This is a genomic window from Micromonospora sp. NPDC005367 (assembly GCF_040606825.1).
Taxonomy (GTDB): Bacteria; Actinomycetota; Actinomycetes; order Mycobacteriales; family Micromonosporaceae; genus Micromonospora.
Window position 1 is genome coordinate 23720 of the sequence record NZ_JBEXFP010000012.1, and the last position, 25790, is coordinate 49509.

The following is a 25790-nucleotide window of genomic DNA, read 5'->3' on the forward strand; positions in this document are numbered from 1 at the left end:
GCATCGCCACTAGCTGACGGATCGGGACGAACCGGTATGCCGACCGGCTACTGCGCGGCCAGCACGTCGACCACGAAGCGCAGCGGACCGGAGACGCCGTTGGCGGCGTCGTCGCCGTACGCCAGCTCGGACGGGATGTCGAGCTGCACCCGGCTGCCCACGGTGACCCCGACGAGGCCCTGGTCCCAGCCCGGGATGACCTGGCCGACGCCGATCGGGAAGCTCGCGGGCTCGCCCCGGCTCCAGGAGGAGTCGAACTCCTTGCCGTCCTTGTACAGCACGCCCACGTAGTTCGTGGTGATCGTCTGACCGGCCTTGACCGCCGGCCCGGTGCCCTTGATCAGCGGGGTGACGGTGAGCTTCTTCAACTCGCCCTTGCCGGCGGTGACCTTCGGCGCGGTGCCCAGCGCCGGGTCGGAGCCCTCGGGCAGTTGCGGGGCGGCGGGGGTGGCGGGGGCCTGCTCACCGTCCGCGGCCGCGGACGGGGTGGCGCCGGCCTGCGGGGCGGACTTGTCGTCGCCCCCAGGGTTGACGAGCACGAAGACGGTGACCAGCACCGCGACCACGGCCAGGGCGGCAAGCCCGCCGAGCCACGCCTGCCTGCGGCGCTTCGCCTCGGCCGCCTTCTGCGCGGCCAGCTGGGCGGCCAGCCGCCGCTCCGTTTTCGACCGGTTCTGGGTCCGCTCGCTCACTCGTCGACTCCCTGGGAAGAGTTGGGTGGCCGGCACCGGTGCCGGGGGACAGCCGACGCACACGGTACCCGCCCCAACGCCTTCCGTGCCCACCCCGGAGTCGACAGATCTGTCGCCGGGGGCGCTCAGGCGGTCTTGCGGGTGGTCTTCTTGGCTGCCGTCTTCCTGGGGGCGGCCTTCTTCTCGGCCCCGGCGGCCTTCTTCGGGGCTGCCTTCTTGGCCGCCGTCTTCTTCGGGGGGGCCTTCTTCTCGGCGGACTTCTTCTCGGCGGTCTTCTTCGCCGGCGCCTTGGCGGCCTTCTTCTCCGCCGCCTTCTTCTGCGCCGAACGGGCTGCCGAGATCGGAGTCGGCTCGGCGGGCCGTCCGCCACCGGCCGGTTCGCCCCGCGCCGAGCGGGCCCGCTCCACGGAGGCCTTCAGCGCGGCCATCAGGTCGACCGCGGCGGCGGGGGCCTCCTCGACCTCCTCCGGCTGGACCACCTCCCGGCCCTCCACCTTGGCGTCGATGACCTCCTGCAACGCCGCGCGGTAGTCGTCGGTGAACACATCCGGCTCGAAGTCGCCGGTCATCGAGTCGATCAGCGAACTGGCCATCGCCAGCTCCGGCGGACGGACCTTGAGGTCCTCGTCGAGGAAACCGAAGTCGGGCCTGCGCACCTCGTCCGGCCAGAGCATGGTGTTGAGCAGCAGCACACCCTCGCGTACGCGCAGGGTGGCGAGCTGCTCCCGCTGGCGCAACGCCACCTTGACGATGGCCACCCGCTCGGAGTCGAGCAGCGCGTCCCGCAGCAGCACGTACGGCTTGGTGGCCGAACCGTCCGGCTCGAGGAAGTACGCCTTGTTGTAGAGGATCGGGTCGACCTGGTCGGCCGGCACGAACTCCAGCACGTCGATCGCACGGGACGTGCTCAGCGGCAGGTCCGCGAAGTCCTCGTCGGTGAGGATCACCATTTCGCCGCCGCCGATGTCGTACCCCTTGGCGATGTCGTCGTAGGTGACCTCTTCACCATCGATCGAGCAGGTGCGCTTGTACTTGATCCGTCCGCCGTCCTCCCGGTGCACCTGGTGGAAGCGAATGTCCTTCTCCTCGGTGGCGGAGTAGAGCTTGACCGCGATCGAGACCAGCCCGAACGAGACCGCTCCTTTCCAGATGGCCCGCATGTCGGCTCCTCTCCCCGGTAAAACTCAGGATCGCAAAGGATCGAAGCGGGCGCGAGGACTTCGGCCGCGAACTACAGTCAGAAGGTGCCCGGCGCGCCGCTGAAGCCGATGCTCGCGATGACCGGGCAGCTCCCGGCTGGTGCCGGGTGGGCGTACGAGTTCAAATGGGACGGCGTCCGAGCCCTCGCAGACATCACTGGCGGCCGGCAGCACCTGTACGCACGTTCCGGCGTGGAGATCACCGTGGCTTACCCGGAGCTGGGCACGCTGCACGAGCAGGTGGACGACGCCCTGCTCGACGGCGAGGTGGTGTTGCTCGGCGAGTCGGGGCAACCCTCGTTCACCGCGCTCGCCGAGCGGATGCACGTACGGGACCGGAACAAGGCCGCTCGGTTGGCGGCAGTCATGCCGGTGACCTACATGATCTTCGACCTGCTCCGCCACGACGGCGAGGACCTGACGGGCTGGCCGTACGAACGCCGGCGCGCGGCCCTGGACGGCCTCGGCCTGGGCGGTGCCCGCTGGGCCGTCCCGCCGGTCTTCTCCGACGGCCCGGCGACCTACCAGGCGGCCGCCGAGCACGGCCTGGAGGGGGTGATGGCCAAGCGGCTCGGCGCCGCCTACCGGGCCGGGGTGCGCTCGCCGGACTGGGTGAAGGTCAAGCTGGAGGTGACCGGGGACTTCGTGATCGGCGGATGGCGCCCGGGGGCGCGGAAGATCGGCGGGCTGCTCGTCGGGGTTCCGCGCCCGGACGGCCGGCTCACCTATCGCGGCCGGGTCGGCGGCGGGATCGGGGCCGGCCTGGAACGACAACTCCTCGCCGAGTTGGAGCCGCTGCGCACGCCGGACTCACCGTTCGCCGGGGACGTGCCCCGCGAGGATGCCCGTGGCGCGATCTGGGTAACACCACGGATCGTGGTGGAGGTGAAGTACGGCCAGCGCACCCCGGACGGGCGGCTGCGCTTCCCGCGGGTGCTCCGGCTCCGACCGGACAAACCGGCCGAGGAGGTCGACGATGCCGGCTGACCGGCTGCGGGTGGACGTCGAGGGGCGCGCGCTCGAGCTGTCCAACCTGGACAAGGTGCTCTACCCGGCCACCGGGTTCACCAAGGGCGAGGTGATCGACTACTACACCCGGATCGCCCCGGTGCTCCTGCCGCACCTGCGGGACCGGCCGCTGACCCGCATCCGCTTCCCGAACGGCGTCGATCGGGGTTCGTTCTTCGAGAAGAACGCCCCGGCCGCCACCCCCGGCTGGGTGCGTACGGAGACACTGCCCGCGCCCGGTTCGAGCAAGGGACGGGAGACCATCGACTACGTGGTCGCCGACGACCTGCCCACCCTGGTCTGGCTGGCCAACCTCGCCGCGCTGGAGCTGCACACGCCGCAGTGGAAGGTCGGTGCGCACCCGGACATGATGGTCGTCGACCTGGACCCGGGAGCGCCCGCGGCGCTGAAGCAGTGCTGCCAGGTGGCGCTGTCGATGCGCGACCGGCTGGCCCAGGACGGCATCGACAGCTACCCCAAGACGTCAGGCAAGAAGGGCATGCAGCTCTGCTGCCCGATCGCCGGCCGGCAATCCGCGGACGACGTGTCGGCGTACGCGAAGCGGATAGCCCAGGAGTTGGAGCGGGACCAGCCGAAGATCGTCGTGTCGAAGATGGCGAAGAACCTGCGGCCCGGGAAGGTCTTCATCGACTGGAGCCAGAACAACGCGGCGAAGACCACTGTCGCGCCCTACTCGTTGCGGGCTCAGCCGGTGCCCTCGGTGTCGACGCCGCTGACCTGGGACGAGGTCGAGGCGGGCGCGGCCGGTAAGCGGCCGGCAGCGAAGCCGTACACGGCGGACGAGGTGCTCAGGCGGGTGGACAAGTCAGGTGATCTGCTGGCCCCACTGCTCGACGGCGGTCCCGAACTGCCCGACGCCTGAGTTACTCATCGTGACGTCGGCTCTAAGTGACGTTGCGTAACCGGGCGGGCCGCGGACTGCTACCGCACTTCGCTCGCTTTGCTCTGCACCCTCATACGCGCCACCGTCTGGACCTGCGGGTATGGGAACGCCCCGCACCGGCACGGATCCTATGGGCGATCACTCAACGTGTCTGGTGCGTATGTGGGTGCAGAGCAAAGCGTCTGGAGTGGGTGGGCCGTGGACGGCGCTGAAGTCGCATTCCGTGATGAGCTCGCATTCCGTGATGGGCTCGCGCTCCGTGATGAGCTCGCGTTCGGTGATGGGCTCGCGTTCCGTGATGGGCTTGCGCTGGGCGCGAATCCGGTTGACACCTGAACCGCTCGCGTCGCCTACTGCGACCGGGCGCGCGGTCGACGCGGCCTTCCCGACCGGTGAGAAGGACGACGTGGAACCGACGGACACCCTCAGCTGGGGCGAGCTCGACGAGGAACACCTGGCGGCGTTGACCGGGCTGGCCGAGGCATGCCTCGCGGCCGACGGCGGCCTGCCGTTGTTCGCCCGGCAGCCGCTGCTGCGGGCGCGCCTGCTCCAGTCGCACACGCTCGGCGCCTGGCACGACGGCCGGCTCGTTGCCGCGGTCAGCGCCGGAAACACCGCGCCACCGGCCGCCGTCGGGGTCGGAGACACCGCGCCGCCGACCACCGTTCCGCACGGACCGGCCACCGCCACCGGGCTTGTGCACCCGCGGTGGCGCGGGCGAGGACTCGGCACCCGACTGATCAGCTGGGCCGACCAGCGGGCCGGCCACGCCGACCTGCTGCTGACCACCGAGACGTGGAGCGCCGCCGCGGAGCGGCTCTTCACGGCCCACGGGTTGCACCGGACCTTCTCCGAGTCGGTGCTGCGACACCACCTCGACGTCGTGCCGGCCGTGGCGCGGCCGGAGACCGTGGTCACCGAGCCGGTGACCGCCGAAACCGGGGCGGACCTCTTCGCCACCTACTGCGCGGCGTTCGCGGACCGACCGGGCTTCGTAGCACCCGAGGCCGACGAGTGGCTGGGGGAGCTGCGCGAGGACGACGAGTACCGGCCGGACCTGTCCCTGCTGGCCCGAGGCCCGGACGGAGAGGCCGTCGGCTTCGTCAACATCGTCGGCACCTGGATCGACCAGGTCGGGGTGGTACCGGCGTGGCGGAAGCGGCGGGTCGGGGCGTACCTGGTGGCGAGCGTGCTGCGGTCGCTCGCCGCCGACGGGGCGCGCGAGGCCTGGCTCTGCGTCAACGACGACAACCCGGCCGGCGAGCTGTACCGGCGGCTGGGCTTCGCCGACGCCGGCCGGCGAGCCCGTCACCTGCTCCGCCGCTCCTAAGGCAGCTGTGAACGGGCGCGGGTGCACCGGCCGGGAAGACCGCCGGCCCGGCGCCCACGCGGGGTGGACACCGGGCCGGCGGCAGAGCAGTCGAACGTCACCGAGGCTCAGCCCCGGCCGAAGACCTTCCGGCTGGGCCCCAGCTGCAGGAAGACCGTCTCACCGGTCGCGTCCTGAAGCGCGTCGTTGTCGGTGACCGCGTACACCTGGCCGTTGCCGGCCACGGTCAGACCCTCGAGCTTCTCCTGCGTCCACCCGTTCGTCGCGCGCAGCGCGGGCAGCACGTCGACCGCGAGGGTCTTCGGCAGTACGCGCAACGGGCCGGGCGCCGCCGCCGAGTCCGGCATCGGCACGGTGTAGACCCGCTTCAGGGCGGCGGCGGGACCGTTCAGCTTGTCCCGTTCGATCACCGCGAGCCGGTCACCGACCACCGTGATCTCGGAGAGGCCGATCCAGTCCCCCGGCACTTCGGTGCTGTTCAGCTGGTAGCCGAACCAGCTCCAGGTGCCGGCCGCGACGTCGTACCGGCCGAGCCGGACGGTGCCGGCCGGATCGGTGGAGAGTTCACGCTGCACGGCCACCCAGACGACCTCCCGGCCGCGCCGGTCGGTAGTGGCGGTGACCCCTTCCAGGCCCTGCTTGCCGAGGCCGGCGGCGACGTCCGCCGGCAGCGGAACGACCTGGCGGGTGACCCCGGCGGCGTCCAGGCGGACCAGGGCGTTCTCCGGGCCGCTGGCGCCCTCGACGGCGAGCCAGTAGCCGCCCTGCGGACGGGCGAAGATGCCCTCGGCGTCGTAGCCGACCGGCTTGCCGGCGGCGTCCTTCACCGGCAGCGCGCCGCTGATGACGGCCGGCGAGTGCTTCACGTCGACGGTCAGGATGCGGGTCTGCGAGTACGCCGCGTCGGTGACGCTGACGAGTTCGTTCGGCTTGCCGGGCACCGCGCTCAGGGCGCCGAGGGCGCCCCAGCCGATCGGCGTGCCCTGCTTGTCGGAGGCCGACACGATGCTCGGGAACGCCGGCGTGCCCTTGCCCAGTTGGTAGAGGGAGACCGAGGCCCGGACGTTGACCGAGGCGTCGTCCTCCTCACTGGAGATGGCGAACAGCCCCCGGGACGGGATGGGCAGCAGCCCTTCCGGCCCGTTGGTGGACGGCAGCACCTGCTTGAAGACCGGCCTGGTCGGGTTGCTGAGGTCGTAGACGGCGACGAAGTTGCTCCGCTCCGAGCCCACGAAGCCGTACCGCACGCCGTCGTACTCGGCGACCGCCACGCCCTCCGGCTCGGTGCCCTTCTTGCCGGCGCGGTCCTCGTTGTGCAGCCCGTACGTCACGGCGAGCCGTTCGAACGTGTTGCCCGCGTCCCAGGCGACCTTGCCGGTGCGGCTGTCGAAGACGGTCCAGCCGCGGGTGCCGTCCTTCCAGTCGCCCTCATTGGCAGTCGCGAGGTAACGGTCGTCGATCCAGGCCACCGCGTCCGGCTCCCGCGGCACGTCGGTGGTCGTGCCGGTCAGGTCGATGACGCCGTCCTTCTTCGTGTCGATCCCGCTGATCGTTGCGGTACCGGCGCTGAAGACCTTCTTGATCCGGCCGCTCGGGAGGTCGATCAGGACGACGCCGTTGTTCTCCTGGAGCGTCACGGCCAGCTCGTTACGGCTGTTGATCGAGACGTACTCCGGCTCCGGGTCGATGGGCGCGGTGAGGCCGGCCTCGACGAGGGCGGGCAGCGCCTGCCCGTCCGGCCCGGTCAGCGGCACCGGCCGTACCCGCCAGCCGGCCGGGTTCGCGCCGGCCAGGTCGACGATCTGCACGAAACCGCCGGGGAGCTGAGGCAGGTCGCCCTCCTCGCCGCCGGGCGGGGTGGCCTCCTCGTCGCGCTCGTTCTCGATGGCGATCGCGGCGTACCGGCGGTCCTTGCTGATGGCGATCGAGTCGGGCTGGCCGCCGAGATCGAAGCTGCGGACCCGCTTGCGGGTGGCCAACTCGACCACGTCCAGTCGCCCGGACGGCTCGGTGTGGCTGCGGCTGGTGTTCACCACCACGAGCACGTACTTACCGACCACGGCGACCGAGGTCGGCTCGTCCTCGGCGTCACCGAGCTGCGACAGGGAAAGAGTGCCGAGGCCACGGGGCTTGTCGGCCCGGGAGATGTCGAGGAAGCCGATCCGGCGTCCGAGGGCATCGGTGTAGATCAGAGTGCGTCCGTCCTCGCTGACCGCCGAGATCTCGGCGACGGTGGGAGACGTGGGGTCCTCACCGGCTGGGCGGTTCTGGAAGACGGGATAGGTGGCGACCCGGTCAAAGGCGAGAGGCTTGCCCGGGTGGTGGTTACCGCCGGCCGACGCGGGGGTCGCGCCGGTCAGGCTGGCGGCGGCGACACCGGCTGCGGTCAGCGCGGTGAAGGCTCTTCTCAGGGTCAAAGGACTTCCTCCGTAAGGTCGTGCCCGGTCGGAGGCTGGCACCCTTCGGGGAGCATCAGCTTGCGCGTACGTGAACAGCCGGCGAAGGAACGCGCAGCCGCCACACCGCGCCGCCGATCAGGGTGAGAGCGATCACGCTGATCGCGACGTCGCCGACGGCATCGCCGGGCGGCGGCGACGAGCAGGCTAGCCGTGCCGGCGGCGAGCACGTGCCGCTGCCCCCAGCCGGGCGTGCCGGTGGCTAGGCTTTGGCGCACCGGCAGCGAGGAGCGTCCATGATGACCGCCAGCACCCCCGTGACCCTCGTTCGGCAGGCTCCGCGCGACGCCGAGCGGCCGATCCTCAGCTACCTCGACGAGGCGACCGGCGCGCGGATCGACCTGACCGCGACGCAGCTCGGTGAATGGGCGGCACGCAGCGCGGGCCTGCTGCGCGACGGCAGCGGGCTCGCGCCCGGCAGCCGGGTGGCGGTGCTGCTGCCGCCGCACTGGCGTACCGCCGCGGTGCTGCTGGGCGCCTGGTCGGTCGGGATGTCCGTGTCCTACCGGCCACGGGCCCTCGCCGGCCTGCCGGTGCTCGAACCGGACGGTGACCGCCCTTACGATGCGGTGTTCGTGACCCCGGAACGCCTCGACGACTGGTTGGAGGACGTGCCGGACGGGACGCACCGCTACCTCGTCGGCACCGGGCCGGAGTCGTTGGTCGACGTGCCGGTGGGCTGGCTCGACTGGTCCGGCGAGGTGCTGCGGCACCCCGGTGTCACACCCAACTACACCGAGATCCACCCGTCCGACCCGGCCAGTCCGGACGGCACCACGTACGGCGAATGGGGTGCGGTCGCGGCGGCGATCGCCGAGCAGCTCGACCTGCGGGCCGGTGACCGGCTGCTGGTCGACGCCGCCGAGCACGAGCAGCCGTTCAAGTGGCTGCTCGCCCCGCTCTCCGTCGGAGCGTCCGTGCTGATCTGCGCGAACCTGGACCGGTCCACGCTCGACGCCCGCATCGCCGCCGAGCAGGTCACCCGAGTGCTGTGACCGCCTGCCGGGTCCGCGCGGCGTTGCGGAGCCGCTTGCCGCCGACGGGAAGCCGAAGTCAACGACGGGCGTCACAGCCGAACGGCCTTCCTGGCCCACGGGCGCTGTGAAAGGCTCCGTCCATGGGTAGCGCACTGGTACTGGCCGGTGGCGGAGTCGCCGGCATCGCCTGGGAACTCGGGGTCCTGCGCGGCCTCGCCGACGCCGACCCGGCACTCGCCGACCGGATCCTCGCCGCCGACCTGGTGGTCGGCACCTCGGCCGGCTCGGCGGTCGCGGCGCAGATCACCAGCGGCACCCCGCTCGACGACCTGTACGCGGCTCAGCTGCGCGCGGAGACCGCCGAGATCGAGGTGGACGTCGACACGGAGAAGCTATTCGGCGAGTACGGCGCGGTGCTGACCGGCGTCTCCGACCCGGCCGAGGCCCGCCGCCGCCTGGGTGCGCTCGCCCTCGCCGCACAGAACGTGGACCCGGCCGTCCGACTCGCCGCGATCGACGCCCGGCTGCCGGTCAAGGCGTGGCCGAGCCGGGACGTACGGCTGCCCGCCGTCGACGCCGAAAGCGGTGAGGTGTCCGTCTTCACCGGCGACTCCGGGGTGTCGCTGCGTGACGCGGTGGCGGCCAGCTGCGCGGTGCCCGGCATCTGGCCGCCCGTGGCGATCGGCGACCGCCGCTACATCGACGGTGGGGTGCGCTCGATTACCAACGCCGACCTCGCCGCCGGCGCCGACCTGGTGCTGATCATCCAGCCCGTCCGGGAGGGCACCCCGCAGCCGTGGGGCGACCTCGACGACGAGATCACCAAGCTTGCCCCGGCCAAGGTGCACGTGATCAGCGCCGACCAGGCGTCCGTCGACGCGTTCGGCACCAACGCGCTGTCACCCGCGACCCGGGGTCCGGCCGCCCAGGCTGGCCGGGCCGTCGGCAAGGCGCACGCCGAGGCAGTCGCCGCACTCTGGAGTTGACCAGCTGACCGCTCCCGGCCGCTGCCCGGCGGGTTGATCGACTCGACTTGCAGGCAGTCGGGGTGTCCGGCTGACCCGGACACCCCGGCATCAAGGAAGTCGAGTCGATCAAGCGGCGAACGGCGGAGTGTGGCGGGCGGCGGTGTGCGGCGGCCGGCGGGCGGTCGCGGTTGGTCAGCGGGCGTCGACCTCCTCGGAGAGGTGCTCGCCGTAGGCGTACCAGCTCGTGCCGAGCTTCGGCCCCCACTCGACCGTCAGCGCCGGCTCGGGCTCATCGCCCGGGTCACGCAGCGGGAGGCTCGCGTTGAGCAGCGGCTGCCACTCCACGGTCAGGAAGGGCTCGCTCATGCCCACGCCTCCTCCGCGACGAGCGGGTCGTTCGACAGCTCGGGCGGCACCGTCTCCTCGGCCGGAGCCAGGCCCCGCGCCTGCTGCGGCGGCGCGAAGACGGGATCGGGCGGAGCTGCTCGATGGTGCTGCGGATGCCGGTCCTGGTAGTCCAGGGCAGCCTGGACCAGCGCCGGCTCGGAGAAGCGGGGCCCCCAGAAGGCGGCGTTGATCGGCAGCCCTTCCGTGCTGTCGTACCCGATCGGGAAGGTCACCATGGGCCAGGTGAGCGCGTTGGGGAGCTGGTAGAAACTGCGGTAGTTGCGGAGCTGGGTGCCGCCGAACCGGGGCCCGATCTGCGCGCCCATCGGCAGCACGAGCATGAAGTCGACGCCGGCCTCGTCGAGCGCCCGCTGGTAGTTGGCCTGCAGCGTACGGCGGCGGCGTTCGCCCTCGTCGCGTACGGCTGTGGGGATCGCGCCGGCGGTGGCCGCGGCCTGCGCGAGGTCGCCGAACTGCCGGGTCAACGCGGGGGCGTTCGCGGGGTGCGACTCGGCGAACGCCTGGATCGCCTGCCAGTAGCGGATCTCGTACCGGTTCGGGTTGAGCAGCGCCGTCGCGGGCGACACCGCACTGCCGTCGGGCAGCGGGAGACGTTCGGTGGTGCGGAAGTACGGGTCGTTCGCCGCCACGGTGACGTCGAGGCCGGGGAACTCCTTGACCATGGCTCCCAGGGCGACCAGCTCGGCCTTGAACCGTTCGAAGGCGGCCCGGTAGTCGCCGTCGTACGTCTCCGCGGGCGGGACGCCCGTGCCGCCCCGGGTCATCCAGTCGGTCTGCGGGATGCCGATGGTCGTACCAGCCAGCGGGCGGTTGCCGCGCCGCGCGCCCACCGGCAGCGCGGGGAAGGGATGCGGGGCGGAGAGGGTGAGCGGGTCGGACGCGGGGTCCGGCCCGAGGACGGCGGCCAGCACGAGCGAGGCGTCCCGGATCGAACGGGTGATCGGCCCGAGCACGTCGTAGCCCGGCGAGAGCGGCATCGTCCCGGCGGTGGAGACGAGGCCCAGCGAAGGCTTGATGGCGCTCGCGCCGTTCGCCGCCGCCGGCATGATGATGGAGCCACCGGTCTCCTCACCGATCGTGGCCGCGGCCAGTCGGGCCACGGTGGCCACCCCGGACCCCTGGCTGGACCCGCCCGGGATGAAGCGCGGGTTCCAGGCGTTGCCGGCGAACGTGCCGGCGATGCTGCCGGAGAACGCCGAGGCGATGGTGTGGCCGATGATCACCGCGCCCTGGGCGCGCAGCCGCGCCACGATGGTCGCGTCGCGGCGCGACAGGTTCCCGTCGTACGCGTGGGTGCCGTTCTTCGCCTCCAGCCCCTTGACTGCGATCGAGTCCTTGATCCCGAAGGGAATGCCGCAGAGCAGGGGTGACCGCCGCCCGTGGCGGAGCAGCTTGTCCGCCGCCGTGGCCTGGGCGAGGGCGCCCTCCCGGTCGATCCGGACGAACGCGTTGTACCCGCCGTTGTCGCCGTAGATCTCGAACGGGCCGTTCAGCCGCTCGATGCGGTCGAGGTATGCCTCGGTCAGCTCGACGGAGGTCACCTTCCGGGCCCGCAGCAGGACGATCAGCTCACCGAGTTCGTAGTCCACGATCCGCGACCGGCGTGGGATCTGGCCGACCGGCGGCAGTTGCGTGAGCAGGTCCGGAGTGGAGTCAGGGGAGGCCGAAACCGGTTGTGCGGTGACGAGGCCGGCCACCGTCGCACCGGCTGCCGCGGCACCGCCGCCGAGCAGGAACCGACGGCTGACACCCGGCCGGGCGTTCTCCGTTGTGGTCGGTGGCGCAGTGGCACCAGTGCTGTTGCCCATGAAGGCTCCCGTCTGCCGAGAGGGCGGGCGCGTGGGATCATCCGAAACGCCGAGCCGGCGCTGCTGGAAGGGATCGTCACGCGCGAGCGGTCGCATCGATGTTGTCAACTGCATCCCGCCGGGTAAACCGGACCTTCACCGGGTTGCGGCCGACGCCGATCTTCGCTACGGGCGCTGCACCCGCCCGCCCGGAGCCCTCTTCGAGAGCGTTCCCCGGCTGCCTTTCGTTACATCGGCGTCAGCCTCTTGAGCAGGGCTTTTGCCCACGCCATTGACGTGGTCTCATACCGGGCAGACAACGTCATCGACCTGGTCGTGGCAACCCAGCGTCGATCCCGCACCGCTCCCATCCCCCGAAAGGTGCACCGATGAACAGGAGACCCATCTTCCGGCTGGCGGTCCTGACCGCCTCCGCCGCGACGTTCCTCGCGTCCGGTGGTGCCAACGGCGCGGTGGCGGCGGCGCCCGCGGCCGTCTCCCCGGGTGTCGCGTGTGGACCGAGCGCCGACGCACACAGCGCGGCCCGGGCCGCCGAGGGCGCCACCGCCCAGGAGCCGGAGCTGTACTCGAAGAACGAGGCGAAGGCCTACGGGGTCATCAAGGACTCGCCGCGCCTGCCCAACGGCAGCGTCGACATCCCCACGGTCTTCCACATGATCTCCGACCACCCGATGAGCGCGGCGGAGACGGCCCGCTGGAACACGATGATCGAGGACCAGATGGAGGTGCTGAACGACTCCTACGCCGGCCGCACCGCGCCGGACGCCTCCGACACCCCGTTCCGGTTCTCGCATGTCGACACGACGTGGACGGTGAACAGCGACTGGTACACCGTCGTGCCGGGCAAGAACGAGCGGGACATGAAGCACGCGCTGTACACCGGCGACGCGCGCACCCTGAACGTGTACGCGGCGAACATCGGCGGCGGGCTCCTCGGCTGGGCGTACTTCCCGAAGGACTACAACAACGGCCGCGACTACATCGACGGCGTGGTGATGCTCGACGAGTCGATGCCGGGCGGCACCGCGGGCAAGTACAGCCTCGGCGACACGCTGACGCACGAGGTCGGGCACTGGCTGATGCTGGAGCACACCTTCGCGCACGGGTGCTCCGCCTCCGGTGACTTCGTGGCGGACACTCCGCGGGAGGCGGCGCCGCAGTTCGACTGCCCGGTGGGCGCGGACACCTGCACCGCGCCCGGGCTCGACCCGATCCACAACTTCATGGACTACACGCAGGACTCCTGCATGAACATGTTCACGCCGGGTCAGGCGGACCGGATGAGCGACGCCTGGGTGGCCTTCCGGGCCGGCGGCGGCAAGTAACCGAGCGGTGATCCACTCCGCTTCCTTGATGTCGGGGCGTCCGGGCGACTGGGATACCGCGGCTTCCGGGAAGCGGAGTGGATCAAGCGTTAGTCGAACGAGGGCAGCGAGGGGCCGAGGACGTCGTCGGCGTCGACGATCGTGTACGCGTACCCCTGCTCGGCGAGGAACCGCTGCCGGTGCGCCGCGTACTCGGTGTCGATGGTGTCCCGGGAGACCACCGTGTAGAAGTGCGCCTGCCGGCCGTCGGCCTTCGGGCGGAGCACCCGACCCAATCGCTGCGCCTCCTCCTGGCGCGACCCGAACGTGCCGGACACCTGGATTGCGACGGCCGCCTCCGGCAGGTCGATGGAGAAGTTGCCGACCTTCGAGATGACCAGGGTGCGCAGCTCCCCGGAGCGGAACGCGTCGAACAGCCGCTCCCGCTCCTTGTTCGTCGTCGAGCCCTGCACGATCGGCGCGTCGAGGTATTCGCCGAGCTGGTGCAGCTGGTCGATGTACGCTCCGATCACCAGCACCTGGTCGTCCGGATGCCGGTCGACCAGAGCCTTCACCACCGGCAGCTTCGTCCGGGCGGTCGCCGCCATCCGGTACCGCTCCTCGGCCTCCGCCGTCGCGTACGCCATCCGCTCCGCATCGGTCAGCGTCACCCGGACCTCGGTGCATTCGGCCGGGGCGATCCAGCCCTGCGACTCGATGTCCTTCCACGGCGCGTCGTACCGCTTCGGGCCGATCAGGCTGAACACGTCGCCCTCCCGGCCGTCCTCCCGGACCAGCGTCGCGGTCAGACCCAGCCGGCGGCGGGCCTGGAGGTCCGCGGTGAACCGGAAGATCGGTGCGGGCAGCAGGTGAACCTCGTCGTAGATGACCAGGCCCCAGTCGCGGGCGCCGAACAGGTCCAGGTGGGTGAACGCGCCGCCGCGCCGTGAGGTGAGCACCTGGTACGTGGCGATGGTGACCGGGCGGATCTCCTTGCGCTCGCCCGAGTACTCGCCGATCTCCTCCTCCGTCAGCGAGGTGCGCGCGATCAGCTCCCGCTTCCACTGCCGCCCCGCCACCGTGTTGGTGACCAGGATCAGCGTGGTCGCCTTCGCCTCGGCCATCGCCGCCGCCCCGACGAGCGTCTTGCCCGCGCCGCAGGGGAGCACGACCACACCCGAGCCGCCGGCCCAGAACGCCTCGACGGCCTCCCGCTGGTACGAGCGCAGCGTCCACGGCTTCCGGCCTTCCTTGCCGGCCTCCGCCAGGTCGATCGGGTGGGCTTCGCCGTCGACGTACCCGGCGAGGTCCTCGGCGGGCCAGCCGAGCTTCAGCAGCGCCTGCTTGAGCCGGCCCCGCTCGGACGGGTGCACCGCGATCGTGTCGTCGTCGATCTTCGCGCCGAGCATGCCGGCGAGCTTCTTGCTCTTGGCAACCTCGACCAGTACCAGCCGGTCCAGTGCCCGCAGGACGAGGCCGTGCACCGGGTCGTTGACGAGCTGGAGCCGGCCGTACCGGTCCATGGTCTCCGCCACGTCGACCAGCAGGGCGTGCGGCACCGGATAGCGGGAGAACTTGATCAGCGAGTCGACGACACCCTCGGCGTCATGGCCGGCGGCCCGGGCGTTCCACAGGCCGAGCGGGGTGAGCCGGTAGGTGTGCACGTGCTCCGGGGAACGTTCCAACTCGGCGAACGGGGCGATGGCCATCCGGCACGCCTGCGCGTCAGGGTGGTCGATCTCCAGCAGCAGGGTCTTGTCCGACTGCACGATCAGGGGTCCACCGCTCACGTCAGCGTCCTTCCGTCCGATGGGGCTGCCCGGCACGGTGGAGTACCCACCGCAGGCCGACCATCCAGTGTTGCACGCGGCCGGAGGTGGGCAGGGAAACGCGTACCAGGTGCAACCGTCCCGGCACTCGTGAACGTCTAAGAATGGGACGGTAGCCCTGGGAGGCCCCATGAAGTATTTCCGTGGCACATCCCGGCTGGCCGCCCTGGTGGTGGTCACGCTGGTCGGCGCCGGTGCGTGCGCGCTCGATCCGCAGGCCGGCGGGAGTGGGGGCGGAGGTCCCGCCCCGGTCGGCGCGGCGGAGCAGGTATCGGGGGCGAGCGCAACGTCCGGGCCGGACCAGCGTCCAGCGACGACCCCGGCGAAGCCGAAGCCCACGCCGGCCCGGATGACCCCACCGACGAAACCGAAGCCGTCCACCAGCTCTCCGTCCGGCTGCCCACAGGGCGAGCACCAGCGTGCCGTGGAGGCGTACCTCGCTCAGCTGGGCGGGTTCGGCCGGGTGACCGTCGACGGCCGGCAGTCCGCCGCCGACTGCGCCGCCATCAAGAAGTTCCAGAAGAGGTACGACATCCGCCCCGCCCAGGGTCGCGCGGGCCCCACCACGCACGACGTGGCGAAGCGGCTCGCCACCACGGACACCGACCGGTGCGAGGCCGGCTCGGGCCTGACGTTCTGCATCGACCTGACCCGGCAGACCACCTGGGTGATGCGCGACGGCAAGGTGATCGTGGAGCCCACGGTGACCCGTACCGGGATGGCCGGCTACCGGACGCCGGCCGGCACCTACGAAATCAACTTCCGCAACGTCAAGGAATGGTCCGACCCGTACGAGGTCTGGCTGCCCTACTGGCAGCACTTCACCCAGGGCATGGGCTTCCACGAGACCACCAGCTACCTGCACGACAAGTCGATCGGCTCGCACGGCTGCGTCAACCTGCTGCACACCGACGCGGTCCGGTACTGGGAACTCGGCAAGGTCGGCAGCCGGGTGGTGCTCGTCGGACGGCGCCCCGGCACCTGAGCGGCTAATCGGCGGGCCGGAAGCCAGGGTGTTTCGCCCTGTCACTCGCGCCACAACGGTGCCACGCTGAACGTCCGGCGTCGTACCGCACGGGGAGGCGCAGATGGCGCTCGATCATGACGTGGCCCGGGAGCACGACCAGGGCGAAGAGGTGTCCACCGCGACCGTGGTCGCGTACGTGGTCGCCGCGGTGGCGGTCTTCGGCTGGTTCCTCTACGGCTGGCTCGTGCTCCGGCAGGGCTTTGTCAATTCGGTGGGCGAGGCCGCCGGCACCGGGTTCGCGTTGCTGCTGGTCGTCTCGATCGTCGGCACGGTACGCCGCAGCCGCCGCTGACCGGCTCCGTTGCCGCCGGACCGGCCCCCGACCGGCAACGGCCGGTCCGGTGGCTCAGTCGGGGCGTACCGCCGCGGTGATCCGGTGCAGCGCGAAGGTGTGCAGCATCTCCGTCCGCTCGTCCTCCGCACGCAGGTAGCCGGCACCGATGGAGACCGGCTTGACCAGCCGGGAGGCGGTTGCCCCGTGCGCGTCGACGTAGCCGACCCAGACCAGCGCCTTGTCCCGGACCGCCTGCTGGAGCACCGCGAGAGCATCGCTGTGGCCCTGGGTCGGCGCCGGACCGGTGGCACCTCGTCCGACGCCGCGTACCGCCGCCGGGGCCCGCCGGGCCGCCCGCGCCGCCGCGTCGCCGCGCCGGATCTGCTCCACCACCCCGAGCAGCCGCGGCATCGGCACCCTCGGTGCGGCCAGCGGGTCCAGCGTCCGGGTGGCCACCGACACCCGGGCGGCCGCCCGCCGGGTCTTCGGGCGGGACAGCACCGCTGCGCCGCTGGCGTCCTCGGGCACCGGGGCGTACCCGGCGTCGCGCAGCGCGCCCAGCAGCCGCCCCACCTGGTACGGGCTCACCAGCACGGTCGGCGCCAGCCGGCGCAACGCCAGCGACTCCAGCCGCCGGTCGGCGCAGACCTCGCTGAGTAAAGCCTCGTCGTCACTGCGCAGGTACGCGCCGGCGGACCCGGCCCGCAGCCCGCCGTGCCGGCGGGCCACGTCGTCGATCAGGTATGTGAGGGACTGCGGCACCGGTGTGCGGGACCTCCGCCGGAAGAGCCCGTGCAGGTCGTCGGCGGTGTAGCCCGCGTCCAACGCCCGGCGCACGCTGGCCGTGGTCACCCGGTGCACGCTGGCGCCGCCCGCCGACTCCGGCTCGGTCACCGCGTCGAGTTCGGCGGCGAGCATCGGCTCGGGCGGGCCCGGTACCACCAGGGTCAGGTCGGCCTGCATCAGGAAGTGATCCACTGGGGCGGGCAGGAGCGCGTCCAGCGCCCGCGCGGCCGTCGACGGTTCCTCGCTGTCGGCCTCCAGGTGCAGCCCGAGCGGGTCGTCGGTGCCGTCGTCGGCGTGGGTGACGTCGGCCAGCAGCAGCCGCCCGTACGAGGTGAGCGCCCCCAGACCGGTCACGCCGAGCTGAGCGGCCTCGGCGAGCACCTCCCGGTGCGCGTTCTCCCGTCCCCGGCTGCGCCGGGGCGAGCGCCAGTCGAGCAGCGCCAGCACCTCGTCGGTGGTGGGCACGGCGGCCGGTTCCAGGTCGGCGAGCACCCCGAGCACCGCCCGGCGGGCGGCCGGGGCGCCGGCCCGCTCCGCCTCGGCCGAGAGCGCCGTGATCGGCCGGTCCCGGTCGTCGCGCTGCCCGACCAGCCCCACCTGCCGGGTCATCGTCAGCCAGGCCCGGGCCAGCTGTTCCCAGCGCTGGGCCAGGGAGGCGGCCCGCCACACCTCGTAGCCGGCGGCCGGCAGCACCTGCTGGTCGGCGCCGTAGCGGCTGGTGGTGACGCCGGGCAGCTCCAGCTCGCCGAGGAGCCCGGCAGCGTACGCCACCTCGATCAGCAGTGCCGTGGTCGGCTCGTCCAGCCCGCCGGTACGGGCCAGGCGGCGCAGATCCCGTACGCCGATGCCGCCGGAGCGGAGCACCGGCGCCGGTTCGGCGGCGAGCTGCTCCATCAGCCCTTCGGTGTGGCGGACGACCTCCATGGTCTGCCCGGCCCCGGCGGAGTCGACGGCCTTCGGCTCGCGGGGCGTCGCGGCGACCGCCGGTGGGCTGGTCCGCAGCGGTCCGAGCGGCCCGGTGTCGCGGCGCAGCAACAGCCCGACCTCGCGGGGAAGCTCCACGGTGCCGGCGGAGACCGGTACGAGCAGCCGGTGCTCCACCAGCCAGCGCACGGGCGACCCGGTCGGCGCGCCACCGTTCACGGGGTCAGGTGGCAGTTGGTCCTCCTCGCCGAGCGGCGGCGCCTGCAGGGCGCCCGGCGGCACGCTGCCCACCGGCGGCCCGGCCGCGAGCCGGTCCAGGATCGCCCGTGCCGAGGGCGGTGCGGCCAGCAGTGTCCGGCGCAGCTTCGCCGGGTCCGCGCAGAGCGCGGCGCTGCGCGGGTCCAGGTCCGCTGCCGGTCGGCCCAGCCCCGCCGGGTACGGCGACACCTCGTCGACGCTCGCCACCACGTTGAGCGCTTCCGGTGTGCCGTACAGCAGGAAGAGTGCGCGCAGCCGGTCGACCGCGCCCCGGACGGTGGCCGGCGCGGGCGGCCGGGCCCCGGCCGTCGCCATGGCGAGCACGGCCTCCGTGGAGGTGGTGCCGTCGGCCGGGTCCCGGGTCAGCCGGGCGGCGTCGAGGATCTGAAGGGTGAACTGGTCCAGCCCGTCCAGGGCCCGGGCCACCGACACGCGGGACTGCGCCCGGGTGGCGAGCGCGGAGACGTCGGCCGGCACGGGCACGACGAGGTCCGGCCGCAGCTGCAGGAGGGCGGCCAGCGACTCGTCGGGAAGCGACCGCAGGTGGTCGGCGAGTGAGGTGGTCATCGTCATTCCACGCTAGCCCGGCACAGGGGGATCCCGCCCCTCGGACGTCCGGCTGGCTCACGGGCACCGGTCTCCGGAGCGCGGTGACCCCGCCCGGTACCTTCTCCCGCATGCCTGCACTGACGGTCGGATTCGATCTCGACATGACCCTGGTCGACTCGCGCCCCGGCATCGCCGCCACGTATCGGGCGCTCACGGCGCGCACGGGGGTGCCGGTCGACGCGGACGAGGCGGTGTCCCGGCTCGGGCCGCCGCTGCGCACCGAGATCGCCCGGTGGTTCCCGCCGGAGCAGGTCGAGCCGGCGGTGTTGACCTTCCGGGAGCTCTACCCGGCGTACGCGATCACCCCGACCGTCCCGCTGCCCGGCGCCCGCGAGGCGATCGAGGTGATCCGGGCGCGGGGCGGACGCGTGCTCGTGGTCACGTCGAAGCTCGGCCGGTTGGCCCGGCTGCACCTTGATCACCTCGGACTGGAGGTGGACGAGGTGGCCGGTGACCTCTTCGCGGAGGGGAAGGCCACCGCCCTGCGCGAGCACGGCGCGACCCACTATGTCGGTGATCATGTGGCGGACATGGTCGCCGCGGAGACGGCCGGTGTCCCGGGGATCGGAGTGGCGACCGGCCCATGTTCGGCCGATGACCTGCGCACGGCGGGGGCGGAAGTGGTGCTCGATGATCTCACCGGATTCCCAGGGGCACTGGACTGCATGATCCAGCTAGCCTTGGAGCAGTAAACGTCTCAAACGAAGCAGGGGATCTCAGGTGCCTACGGGTCGAGTGAAGTGGTACGACGCGACCAAGGGATACGGTTTCGTCACCAGCGACGAGGGTGGCGACGTGTTCCTGCCGAAGGGCGCGCTACCGGCGGGTGTCACCGACCTCAAGGGTGGCCAGCGAATCGACTTCAGTGTGGTCGACAGCCGGCGTGGCGCGCAGGCCATGGGGGTGAAGCTGCTGGAGGCGCCGCCGTCGATGGCCGAGCTGCGCCGCCGGCCGGCGGAGGAGTTGCACGGCCTCGTCGAGGACATGATCAAGGTGCTTGAGGCGAAGGTTCAGCCGGATCTGCGCCGGGGTCGCTTCCCGGACCGGAAGACCGCGCAGAAGATCGCTCAGTTGGTCCACGCGGTGGCGCGCGAGCTGGAGGTCTGAGGCACCAGCCCGGCGGCGGCGGCCCGGCCCAGCAGCGCGTCCACGGCGGCGAATCCCGCATCCCCCAGGTCGGCGGAGAACTCGTTCACGTAGAGACCGATGTGCCGGTCCACCACGTCGAGCTCCATCTCCTGGGCGTGCGAGAGCACGTAGTCGCGGCTGGCGGCCGGGTCGGCCCAGGCCTGCCGCACGGACTCGCGGATCCACCCGGCGGCGGCCTCCGGGTCGACCACGCCGCGCCGGGCCAGGATCGCGCCGAGCGGAATGGGGAGGCCGGTGTCGGCCTCCCACCACTCGCCGAGGTCGACCAGGGCGGTCAGGCCGTGCCGGTGGTAGGTGAACCGGGCCTCGTGGATGACCAGGCCGGCGTCGTACCGACCGGCGGCCACGCCGGGCATGATCTCGTGGAACGGAACCACCTCGATCCGCGCCGGCGGGCGGTCGGCCGCCCAGAGCCGGAACAGCAGGTACGCGGTGGTGCGGTCGCCGGGGACCGCCACGGTCGCGCCCGAGAGGTCGGCACGGTCACCGCGGGTGAGCACCAACGGGCCGCAGCCGCGGCCCAGCGCCCCGCCGCAGGGCAGCAGGTGGTACTTGTCCAGCAGCCACGGCAGCGCCGCGTAGCTCACCTTCACCAGGTCGAACGCCCCGCGCTCGGCCGCAGTGTTGGTGACGTCCACATCGGCGTAGGTCACGTCCACCGGCGGCGCGCCGGCCACGCGGCCGTGCACCAGGGCGTGGAAGATGAAGGTGTCGTTGGGGCAGGGCGAGAATGCCAACGAGAGCGCCACGACCTCACCGTAGCCCCGTGCCGGCACGACCGTCTGAACCGGCCCCCGGGGGTGTGATGCGCCGCCGCCGCGGCCGCGGTCCCGGGTGAGCGGTCCGGGTGAGCGGATCGGAGGCGAAGCCGGCGTGCGCACTTGTGGCGCGCAGGCTTTGGAGCTGATGTCGTAGGCGATTCACAGGCAGCGCACGCAGCGAGCAGACGGGCAGCACAGGCAGCCCACGAGCCACGCGCGCGGCGCACGAGGCAGGAGGCACTAGGCACGCGCACGGCACGCAAGCCACGTGCGTAGCGCACGAGTCACGCGCACGTTACGTAAGCCACGTGCATAGCGCACGAGGCACGCGCACAGCGCGTGGCGGGCGTACGAGGCACGTGCATAGCGCACGGCGGGCGTACGAGGCACGGCGCACGGCGAGCGCCCGAGCTGGCGGATGGTTGGCCGTCGCGCGAAGCGATGACGTAGACGATTCACCTCTAAAGCGTCGCCGGAGCATGTGTTCGACTCGGTGCGGCCACAGAGCGGTCGCGCGATGCGCGGCGTCTGCCCACCACCCCCCGAGCCGTCCGCAGGGTTATCCACAGTTTTATCCACAGGAGTGGAGCGGGTGTTGATTACGGCGGCGCCGCTGATGAGCATCGGTTCGTGGGTGAACTGGTGGACACGGTTGAGCTGGGTAGGACGCTGCGGGCCGTGCGCCGCAGGGCGGATCTGAGCCAACGCGAGTTGGCCCAGCGGTCGGGCGTACCGCAGGCGACCTTGGCGCGTATCGAGTCCGGCCGGGCGAGAGACCCGAGGTTCCGCACGATCGAGCGCCTGGTGCGGGCCGCCGGCGGCGACCTCGCGATCGGGGTACGCGCCGGGGAGAAACCCGGTGCCCCTGGTGGGGGGCCAGGAGGCGCGGCGCCGGGAGAGGGGTGTTGCCGGTGTCTGCGGTGCCGCACGACGATCTGCGGGACGAGGCGGGCCGGCGCTACCCGGCCCATCTGGACGTGTGGGAGGTCCGTGAGCCACGTGACTGGCCCGGGGCCTGGTGGGCCGACTGGTACAAGCTGCCACCCGAGCGGTATCCACTGCCCCTCCCACCGGCGACCTACGAGCGGAACCGGCGCTACCGCGACAACCGGCGCCGACGCGAGACGGTGCGGCGGACCGTTCGAATACGCCGGGTGACCGGCACGGACGTGCCGCGCACCGGTTGGCGGTTCGTCGCCGAGCTGCCGGATGGCGAACTGGTCGGCGAGCTACGGGCCCACGAGCGGAACCCGCACCTGAGGTACGGGCACGGGCGCGATTCCGAACGGGAGATGGTGCTCGACGGGACTCTGGTGGCGTTCAACTACCGCCGTCTGGGCATCGGGCGGCGACTGGTTGAGGCGCTCGTCGGCGGGATGCGTGATCAAGGCATCGTCAGCGCGCATGCCATCGCCGACGGCCCCGGCATCGACCTGTTGTTGGCGTGCGGGTTCCGCCTCGAGGCGAGCCGGCCGGCGGCGCTGCGGCTCACCCGTGCCTGACCCTTCCACCTTCGCGCACAGGTCAGGGCCGGCTTCGCACTCAGGTCAGGGCCGGGGCGGCCTCGGTCAGGGCGGCGAGTGCTTCCCGCATCCGCCACGAATCGCGGTCGCGAGGGCCGATCGGGTTGGAGATCGTACGCAGCTCGGCGAAGGGCAGGCCGGCCTGGGCGGCGGCCACCGCCACGCCGTACCCCTCCATGGCCTCGGCCACGGCGTCCGGGTGGCGCGTGGAGAGCAGCTCGGTGCTCGCCGCGGTGCCGGTCACCGTGTTGACCGTGAGTACCAGCCCGACCGTGGCGTCCGGCAGGGCGGCCCGGAGCGCGGCCAGCAGTTCCGGGTCGGCGAGGACGGTGCTGCCGCCGCCCAGCAGGGCGGGCGGCATACCCAGCGCGTCGATCGGAATGAAACCCTCCGGTGCCTCGGCCCCGAGGTCGGCGGCGATGCTTGCGGTGCCCAGCACGGTGCCGCCGACCGCGACCCGGCCGGCGAAGCCACCGGCCACCCCGGCGCTGATCACCGCGCGGTACGGCTGTCCGGCCACCTCGGCGAGCGCCAGCGCGCGGGCGGTGGCCGCGGCGGCGACCGCCGGCCCCACACCGACCGGGGTCACGGTCACCGTCGGGTCGGCGAGACCCGCTCGGATCGCGTCCGCCTCGGCGGGTACGGCGGTGACCACCAGCAGGCCGCTCACGACAGCGGTCCGCGTGGTTCCCGGTGGCTCTCCTCGTCGCCCCCGCCCGGCCCGGCGACGGACGGGGAGGGGCGATAGATGTGGTAGCCGGGCGGGGCGGCGGGACCCGGTTCATAACCCGCGGTCTCGCGGGGTGCCGGGGCGGGCGACGTGGGGCGTGGGTCATCGGCCTCCGGTGCCGTCTCCTTCGCGTCGGCCAACTCGTCGTCGCCGAGTGAACGGCCGACCAGGCGTTCGCCGCGGAGCCGGCCGGCGACCAGCACGCTCCGGATGGCGGCCAGTACGCCCACCCCGCCGGCGACCGCGATGCCGGTCCGGCCGTCGAAGGGAACCAACCCGAGCCCGCCGCCGAGGACGAACGCGAGCATCAGCACCGTCTCGGAATGGGCGAAGGAACTGGCACGCAGCCGCTCCGGGATCCGCTCCTGGATCGAGGCGTCGACGGTGAGCTTGGCGATACCGCTGAACAGGGCAGCGACCAGGCAGAACAGGGCCACCATGGGAAGCGAGAACTTCACCACGGCGAGCACTGCGACACCGGCCACGATGATCATGCTGCTGGACTGGATGGCGGTCGGCCGGTGGATCCGGAGCCGGGTGCCGATCGCGGTGGCCAGGAAGGTGCCGACGACCAGCGCCCCGCCGACCAGGCCGAGTGCCGCCTCGTCGGTGAGCTCGCGGCCGAACGCGGCCGTCGTGAGGTCGCCCTTCTTGATGGCGAAGGCGAGGAAGAGCAGCAGGAACCCGTAGACCGCGCGCAGCGCGGCCGCTCCGATCAGGGTGGCGATCACCAGCCGGCCCGCCGGTCTCCCTCGGCCGAGCGGGCGGTCTCCGTCGCGGCGACGGCTGAACAGCGCCCGCAGCGGGCGGGGCACCCGTTCCGGCGGTTCCGAGTCGGCCTTGGGCGGCAGCCGCAGCGAGATCACCATGCCGACCAGGAAGATCACCGACGCGACGCGCAACGGCCACTGCGGCCCGAACCAGAAGGCGGCCAGTCCGATCGGGGCGACCAGACCACCGGCCACCGTGCCGTAGACGCTGGCCCGTGCGCCGACCTGGGACAGGCCGAGTCCCTCCGGCAGCAGTCTCGGCACCGCGGCCGAGCGGGCGACCCCGTACGCCCGGGAGAGCGCCAACACTCCGAAGGCCGCCGGATAGAGCCCGAAGCCGTGGATGTAGTCGCTGATCAGCCAGGCCAGGAAGGCGCGGCCGAGCATGGTGGTGGCCAGCGCGTACCGGCGCCCGTGCCGGAAGTGGTCGAGCAGCGGCCCCACCACCGGGGCGAGCATGGCGAACGGCACCATGGTCACCAGCAGGTAGAGCGCCACCTTGCTGCGCGCCTCGCCGAGCGGGACGTTGAAGAAGATCGTCCCTGCCAGGCCGATGGCGATTAGGGTGTCCCCGGCGCAGGAGAGCGCGTGCAGGTCGAAGAGGCGCACCATGCCGGCCTCGCCACCCGCGCCGCGGGCGCGGGCCTGGCCGGCACGCCGGGTCACCCAGCGACTGCTGCCGATCGAACCGCGTAGCAGCAGCCGGACGAAGCGGATGCCGGTGCCCACGGTCCGCCCGAGGACGGACCGCTCAGGGCGGGATGACAGCGGCATGTGCACCATCCTCGCCCATCAGATCCGGGCGCGCCGCACCACTTCAGTAGAAGGTCTCGGGGAGTCCCCGTCGCCGGTCGCGTACGCATGGGGAACAATGGTCTGGTGACCAGGCCCGCCTCCACCCGTGCCGCCCGTCTCGACCAGGTCTGCGCCGCCGCCGTCGAGGTGGCCCGCGCCGGCATCACCGAGGTGGACGCCTCCGACGTCGGCGAGCATCTGCAGGCTGTCGCCGAGGGCGAACGGCTCGTCACGCACTACTTCGAGTGCCGGCTCGCCGGCTACCGCGGCTGGCGTTGGGCGGTCACCGTCACCCGGGTGCCCCGCAGCCGCAACGTGACCATCTGCGAGACCGTCCTGCTGCCTGGCACCGACGCGTTGCTCGCCCCCGGTTGGCTGCCCTGGCAGGAGCGGCTCAAGCCGGGTGACCTGGGCCCGGGCGACCTGCTGCCCACTCCGCCGGACGACGAGCGGCTCGCGCCCGGCTACCTGCTCTCCGACGACCCGGCGGTCGAGGAGACCGCCTGGGAGCTCGGCCTGGGCCGGGCCCGGGTGCTCTCCCGGGAGGGGCGCGCCGAGGCCGCCCAGCGCTGGTACGACGGCGAACACGGCCCCTCGGCGCCGATCTCCACGTCCGCGCCCGCGGCGGCCCGGTGCGGCACCTGCGGCTTCTACCTGCCGCTGGCCGGGCAGCTTCGCCAGGCGTTCGGGGCGTGCGGCAACTTCTACGCGCCGGACGACGGCCGGGTGGTGAGCGTCGACCACGGCTGTGGCGCGCACTCGGAGACGCTCATCGAGGCGGCCGAGACGGCCGTCGACGAGATGCCGACCGTCTACGACGACAGCGCGGTGGAGGCCGTCGCGGTCAGCCGCGCACCCGGGTCGGTCGAGGGGGCCGAGCCGGCGGAGCCGTACGGTCACTCCTGAGCGGACCGGCCACGGCGCCGGCGGGCGCGGGTGTGAGCCGGCCGGGCGGTGCGGCGAGTGGGCGTGCGGTCAGCGGGCGGCGGCGCGACGGCGGCGACGGTTCGCGTCGTGCCGCATCATCACCGCGAGGCCGGGGATGCCCCACAGGAAGCCGGCCAGGCAGATCCAGAGCCAGTTCTCGTGTCCGTGCTCGGTCAGCCAGCCGCGATAGAAGAGCAGCAGCACCAGGCCGACAACGGCCCAGCCGGCCATGCCGGCGAGGGCGAACGGCACCATCGGCGGGTCGAGCGGCTCCGGCCGCGGCGGCTGCTGCTTCGGCACGCGGCAAGCGTACGCGATCAACTTTCCTGGCAGCCCACTGATCTGGGACGATGCGCCCGACGATCGAAGATCAC

At 72.3% G+C, this 25790-nt stretch carries 23 protein-coding genes and 1 pseudogene; 13 read left to right on the forward strand and 11 right to left on the reverse strand.

The genetic code is table 11. The features are described 5' to 3' along the window. Positions 1 to 47: 47 nt before the first annotated feature. Together ABZS42_RS11175 and ABZS42_RS11180 are read right to left on the reverse strand one after the other, a co-directional pair. Positions 48 to 728 carry an FKBP-type peptidyl-prolyl cis-trans isomerase gene (locus ABZS42_RS11175; RefSeq protein ID WP_355144046.1) on the reverse strand — a complete coding sequence of 227 codons (681 nt, stop codon included), beginning with the start codon at positions 726 to 728 and terminating at the stop codon, positions 48 to 50. Positions 729 to 817: 89 nt separating this feature from the next. Further along, entirely contained in the window at positions 818 to 1852 is a 1035-nt protein-coding gene (locus ABZS42_RS11180; RefSeq protein WP_355144048.1) for a Ku protein, read from the reverse strand. Positions 1853 to 1936: 84 nt separating this feature from the next. Here ABZS42_RS11180 and ligD (ABZS42_RS11185) point away from each other — a divergent pair, with 84 nt between their 5' ends. The 3 genes from ligD (ABZS42_RS11185) (at position 1937) to ABZS42_RS11195 (ending at position 5133) form a co-directional block, all read left to right on the forward strand. After that, positions 1937 to 2878, forward strand: coding sequence for a non-homologous end-joining DNA ligase (gene ligD / locus ABZS42_RS11185; protein WP_355144050.1), 942 nt, complete (start codon positions 1937 to 1939; stop codon positions 2876 to 2878). Then, positions 2868 to 3782, forward strand: a complete 915-nt coding sequence (gene ligD / locus ABZS42_RS11190) for a non-homologous end-joining DNA ligase (RefSeq protein WP_355144052.1) — start codon at positions 2868 to 2870, stop codon at positions 3780 to 3782. The genes ligD (ABZS42_RS11185) and ligD (ABZS42_RS11190) overlap by 11 nt, the downstream gene beginning before the upstream one ends. A gap of 427 nt (positions 3783 to 4209) precedes the next feature. Next, the gene (locus ABZS42_RS11195; RefSeq protein WP_355144054.1) at positions 4210 to 5133 is read left to right on the forward strand and encodes a GNAT family N-acetyltransferase; all 924 of its coding nucleotides are present in this window, start codon (positions 4210 to 4212) and stop codon (positions 5131 to 5133) included. 107 nt (positions 5134 to 5240) lie between these two features. Here ABZS42_RS11195 and ABZS42_RS11200 read toward each other — a convergent pair whose 3' ends face one another. Further along, positions 5241 to 7550: an esterase-like activity of phytase family protein gene (locus tag ABZS42_RS11200; protein ID WP_355144056.1), complete on the reverse strand. Its 2310-nt coding sequence runs from the start codon at positions 7548 to 7550 to the stop codon at positions 5241 to 5243. 278 nt (positions 7551 to 7828) lie between these two features. Between ABZS42_RS11200 and ABZS42_RS11205 the strand changes: the two genes are divergently transcribed. Further along, the gene (locus tag ABZS42_RS11205; protein ID WP_355144058.1) at positions 7829 to 8584 is read left to right on the forward strand and encodes a TIGR03089 family protein; all 756 of its coding nucleotides are present in this window, start codon (positions 7829 to 7831) and stop codon (positions 8582 to 8584) included. 122 nt (positions 8585 to 8706) lie between these two features. Then, positions 8707 to 9552, forward strand: coding sequence for a patatin-like phospholipase family protein (locus tag ABZS42_RS11210; RefSeq protein ID WP_355144060.1), 846 nt, complete (start codon positions 8707 to 8709; stop codon positions 9550 to 9552). A 174-nt stretch (positions 9553 to 9726) separates the two neighbouring features. Here the strand turns inward: ABZS42_RS11210 and ABZS42_RS11215 are convergent, their stop codons facing one another. Further along, a complete protein-coding gene (locus ABZS42_RS11215; RefSeq protein WP_355144062.1) occupies positions 9727 to 9900 on the reverse strand; it encodes a hypothetical protein in 174 nt (57 codons plus the stop codon). Further along, a complete protein-coding gene (locus ABZS42_RS11220; protein ID WP_355144064.1) occupies positions 9897 to 11750 on the reverse strand; it encodes an amidase in 1854 nt (617 codons plus the stop codon). The genes ABZS42_RS11215 and ABZS42_RS11220 overlap by 4 nt, the downstream gene beginning before the upstream one ends. A gap of 368 nt (positions 11751 to 12118) precedes the next feature. Between ABZS42_RS11220 and ABZS42_RS11225 the strand changes: the two genes are divergently transcribed. Beyond that, complete coding sequence (locus ABZS42_RS11225) at positions 12119 to 13075, forward strand: zinc metalloprotease (protein ID WP_355144066.1); 957 nt, start codon at positions 12119 to 12121, stop codon at positions 13073 to 13075. Between the two features lie 89 nt (positions 13076 to 13164). On the opposite strand, the gene ABZS42_RS11230 is transcribed toward ABZS42_RS11225, so the two are convergent. Continuing rightward, positions 13165 to 14844 carry a DNA repair helicase XPB gene (locus ABZS42_RS11230; RefSeq protein WP_355144068.1) on the reverse strand — a complete coding sequence of 560 codons (1680 nt, stop codon included), beginning with the start codon at positions 14842 to 14844 and terminating at the stop codon, positions 13165 to 13167. A gap of 169 nt (positions 14845 to 15013) precedes the next feature. On the opposite strand from ABZS42_RS11230, the gene ABZS42_RS11235 reads away from it, so the two are divergent. Both ABZS42_RS11235 and ABZS42_RS11240 read left to right on the forward strand, forming a co-directional pair. Beyond that, positions 15014 to 15868 (forward strand): L,D-transpeptidase family protein, encoded by an 855-nt coding sequence (locus tag ABZS42_RS11235; RefSeq protein ID WP_355144070.1) that lies wholly within the window; start codon positions 15014 to 15016, stop codon positions 15866 to 15868. 103 nt (positions 15869 to 15971) lie between these two features. After that, positions 15972 to 16202, forward strand: coding sequence for a hypothetical protein (locus ABZS42_RS11240; RefSeq protein ID WP_355144072.1), 231 nt, complete (start codon positions 15972 to 15974; stop codon positions 16200 to 16202). 54 nt (positions 16203 to 16256) lie between these two features. Here the strand turns inward: ABZS42_RS11240 and ABZS42_RS11245 are convergent, their stop codons facing one another. Next, positions 16257 to 18719: a helicase-associated domain-containing protein gene (locus ABZS42_RS11245; RefSeq protein WP_355144074.1), complete on the reverse strand. Its 2463-nt coding sequence runs from the start codon at positions 18717 to 18719 to the stop codon at positions 16257 to 16259. 110 nt (positions 18720 to 18829) lie between these two features. Between ABZS42_RS11245 and ABZS42_RS11250 the strand changes: the two genes are divergently transcribed. Both ABZS42_RS11250 and ABZS42_RS11255 read left to right on the forward strand, forming a co-directional pair. Beyond that, a complete protein-coding gene (locus tag ABZS42_RS11250; RefSeq protein WP_355144076.1) occupies positions 18830 to 19453 on the forward strand; it encodes an HAD family hydrolase in 624 nt (207 codons plus the stop codon). Between the two features lie 28 nt (positions 19454 to 19481). Beyond that, on the forward strand, positions 19482 to 19868 hold the full coding sequence (locus ABZS42_RS11255) for a cold shock domain-containing protein (protein ID WP_355144078.1): 387 nt from the start codon (positions 19482 to 19484) through the stop codon (positions 19866 to 19868). Here the strand turns inward: ABZS42_RS11255 and ABZS42_RS11260 are convergent. Continuing rightward, positions 19829 to 20659 carry a 1,4-dihydroxy-6-naphthoate synthase gene (locus ABZS42_RS11260; protein WP_355144080.1) on the reverse strand — a complete coding sequence of 277 codons (831 nt, stop codon included), beginning with the start codon at positions 20657 to 20659 and terminating at the stop codon, positions 19829 to 19831. The two genes, ABZS42_RS11255 and ABZS42_RS11260, sit on opposite strands and share 40 nt — an antisense overlap. A 690-nt stretch (positions 20660 to 21349) precedes the next feature. On the opposite strand from ABZS42_RS11260, the pseudogene ABZS42_RS11265 reads away from it, so the two are divergent. After that, positions 21350 to 21436, forward strand: a pseudogene (locus ABZS42_RS11265) (helix-turn-helix domain-containing protein); the annotation flags it as partial. A gap of 146 nt (positions 21437 to 21582) precedes the next feature. Next, positions 21583 to 22173, forward strand: a complete 591-nt coding sequence (locus ABZS42_RS11270) for a GNAT family N-acetyltransferase (protein WP_355144082.1) — start codon at positions 21583 to 21585, stop codon at positions 22171 to 22173. 40 nt (positions 22174 to 22213) lie between these two features. Here ABZS42_RS11270 and ABZS42_RS11275 read toward each other — a convergent pair whose 3' ends face one another. Continuing rightward, positions 22214 to 22864, reverse strand: coding sequence for a futalosine hydrolase (locus tag ABZS42_RS11275; RefSeq protein ID WP_355144084.1), 651 nt, complete (start codon positions 22862 to 22864; stop codon positions 22214 to 22216). Further along, positions 22861 to 24468, reverse strand: a complete 1608-nt coding sequence (locus ABZS42_RS11280; RefSeq protein ID WP_355144086.1) for an MFS transporter — start codon at positions 24466 to 24468, stop codon at positions 22861 to 22863. Before ABZS42_RS11280 ends, ABZS42_RS11275 begins: the two co-directional genes overlap by 4 nt. Before the next feature lie 87 nt (positions 24469 to 24555). On the opposite strand from ABZS42_RS11280, the gene ABZS42_RS11285 reads away from it, so the two are divergent. Further along, on the forward strand, positions 24556 to 25395 hold the full coding sequence (locus tag ABZS42_RS11285) for a DUF3027 domain-containing protein (RefSeq protein WP_355144088.1): 840 nt from the start codon (positions 24556 to 24558) through the stop codon (positions 25393 to 25395). A gap of 69 nt (positions 25396 to 25464) precedes the next feature. Here ABZS42_RS11285 and ABZS42_RS11290 read toward each other — a convergent pair whose 3' ends face one another. Continuing rightward, positions 25465 to 25716, reverse strand: coding sequence for a DUF2530 domain-containing protein (locus ABZS42_RS11290; RefSeq protein WP_355144090.1), 252 nt, complete (start codon positions 25714 to 25716; stop codon positions 25465 to 25467). Positions 25717 to 25790: the final 74 nt, after the last annotated feature.

Excerpts from the sequence above, each read along its gene's own strand:
- ABZS42_RS11180 (WP_355144048.1), bottom strand. The coding sequence starts at position 1,852 with ATGCGGGCCATCTGGAAAGGAGCGGTCTCGTTCGGGCTGGTCTCGATC.
- ligD (WP_355144052.1), top strand. The coding sequence starts at position 2,868 with ATGCCGGCTGACCGGCTGCGGGTGGACGTCGAGGGGCGCGCGCTCGAG.
- ABZS42_RS11205 (WP_355144058.1), top strand. The coding sequence starts at position 7,829 with ATGACCGCCAGCACCCCCGTGACCCTCGTTCGGCAGGCTCCGCGCGAC.
- ABZS42_RS11210 (WP_355144060.1), top strand. The coding sequence starts at position 8,707 with ATGGGTAGCGCACTGGTACTGGCCGGTGGCGGAGTCGCCGGCATCGCC.
- ABZS42_RS11215 (WP_355144062.1), bottom strand. The coding sequence starts at position 9,900 with ATGAGCGAGCCCTTCCTGACCGTGGAGTGGCAGCCGCTGCTCAACGCG.
- ABZS42_RS11220 (WP_355144064.1), bottom strand. The coding sequence starts at position 11,750 with ATGGGCAACAGCACTGGTGCCACTGCGCCACCGACCACAACGGAGAAC.
- ABZS42_RS11225 (WP_355144066.1), top strand. The coding sequence starts at position 12,119 with ATGAACAGGAGACCCATCTTCCGGCTGGCGGTCCTGACCGCCTCCGCC.
- ABZS42_RS11235 (WP_355144070.1), top strand. The coding sequence starts at position 15,014 with ATGAAGTATTTCCGTGGCACATCCCGGCTGGCCGCCCTGGTGGTGGTC.
- ABZS42_RS11240 (WP_355144072.1), top strand. The coding sequence starts at position 15,972 with ATGGCGCTCGATCATGACGTGGCCCGGGAGCACGACCAGGGCGAAGAG.
- ABZS42_RS11245 (WP_355144074.1), bottom strand. The coding sequence starts at position 18,719 with ATGACCACCTCACTCGCCGACCACCTGCGGTCGCTTCCCGACGAGTCG.
- ABZS42_RS11250 (WP_355144076.1), top strand. The coding sequence starts at position 18,830 with ATGCCTGCACTGACGGTCGGATTCGATCTCGACATGACCCTGGTCGAC.
- ABZS42_RS11280 (WP_355144086.1), bottom strand. The coding sequence starts at position 24,468 with ATGCCGCTGTCATCCCGCCCTGAGCGGTCCGTCCTCGGGCGGACCGTG.
- ABZS42_RS11285 (WP_355144088.1), top strand. The coding sequence starts at position 24,556 with ATGGGGAACAATGGTCTGGTGACCAGGCCCGCCTCCACCCGTGCCGCC.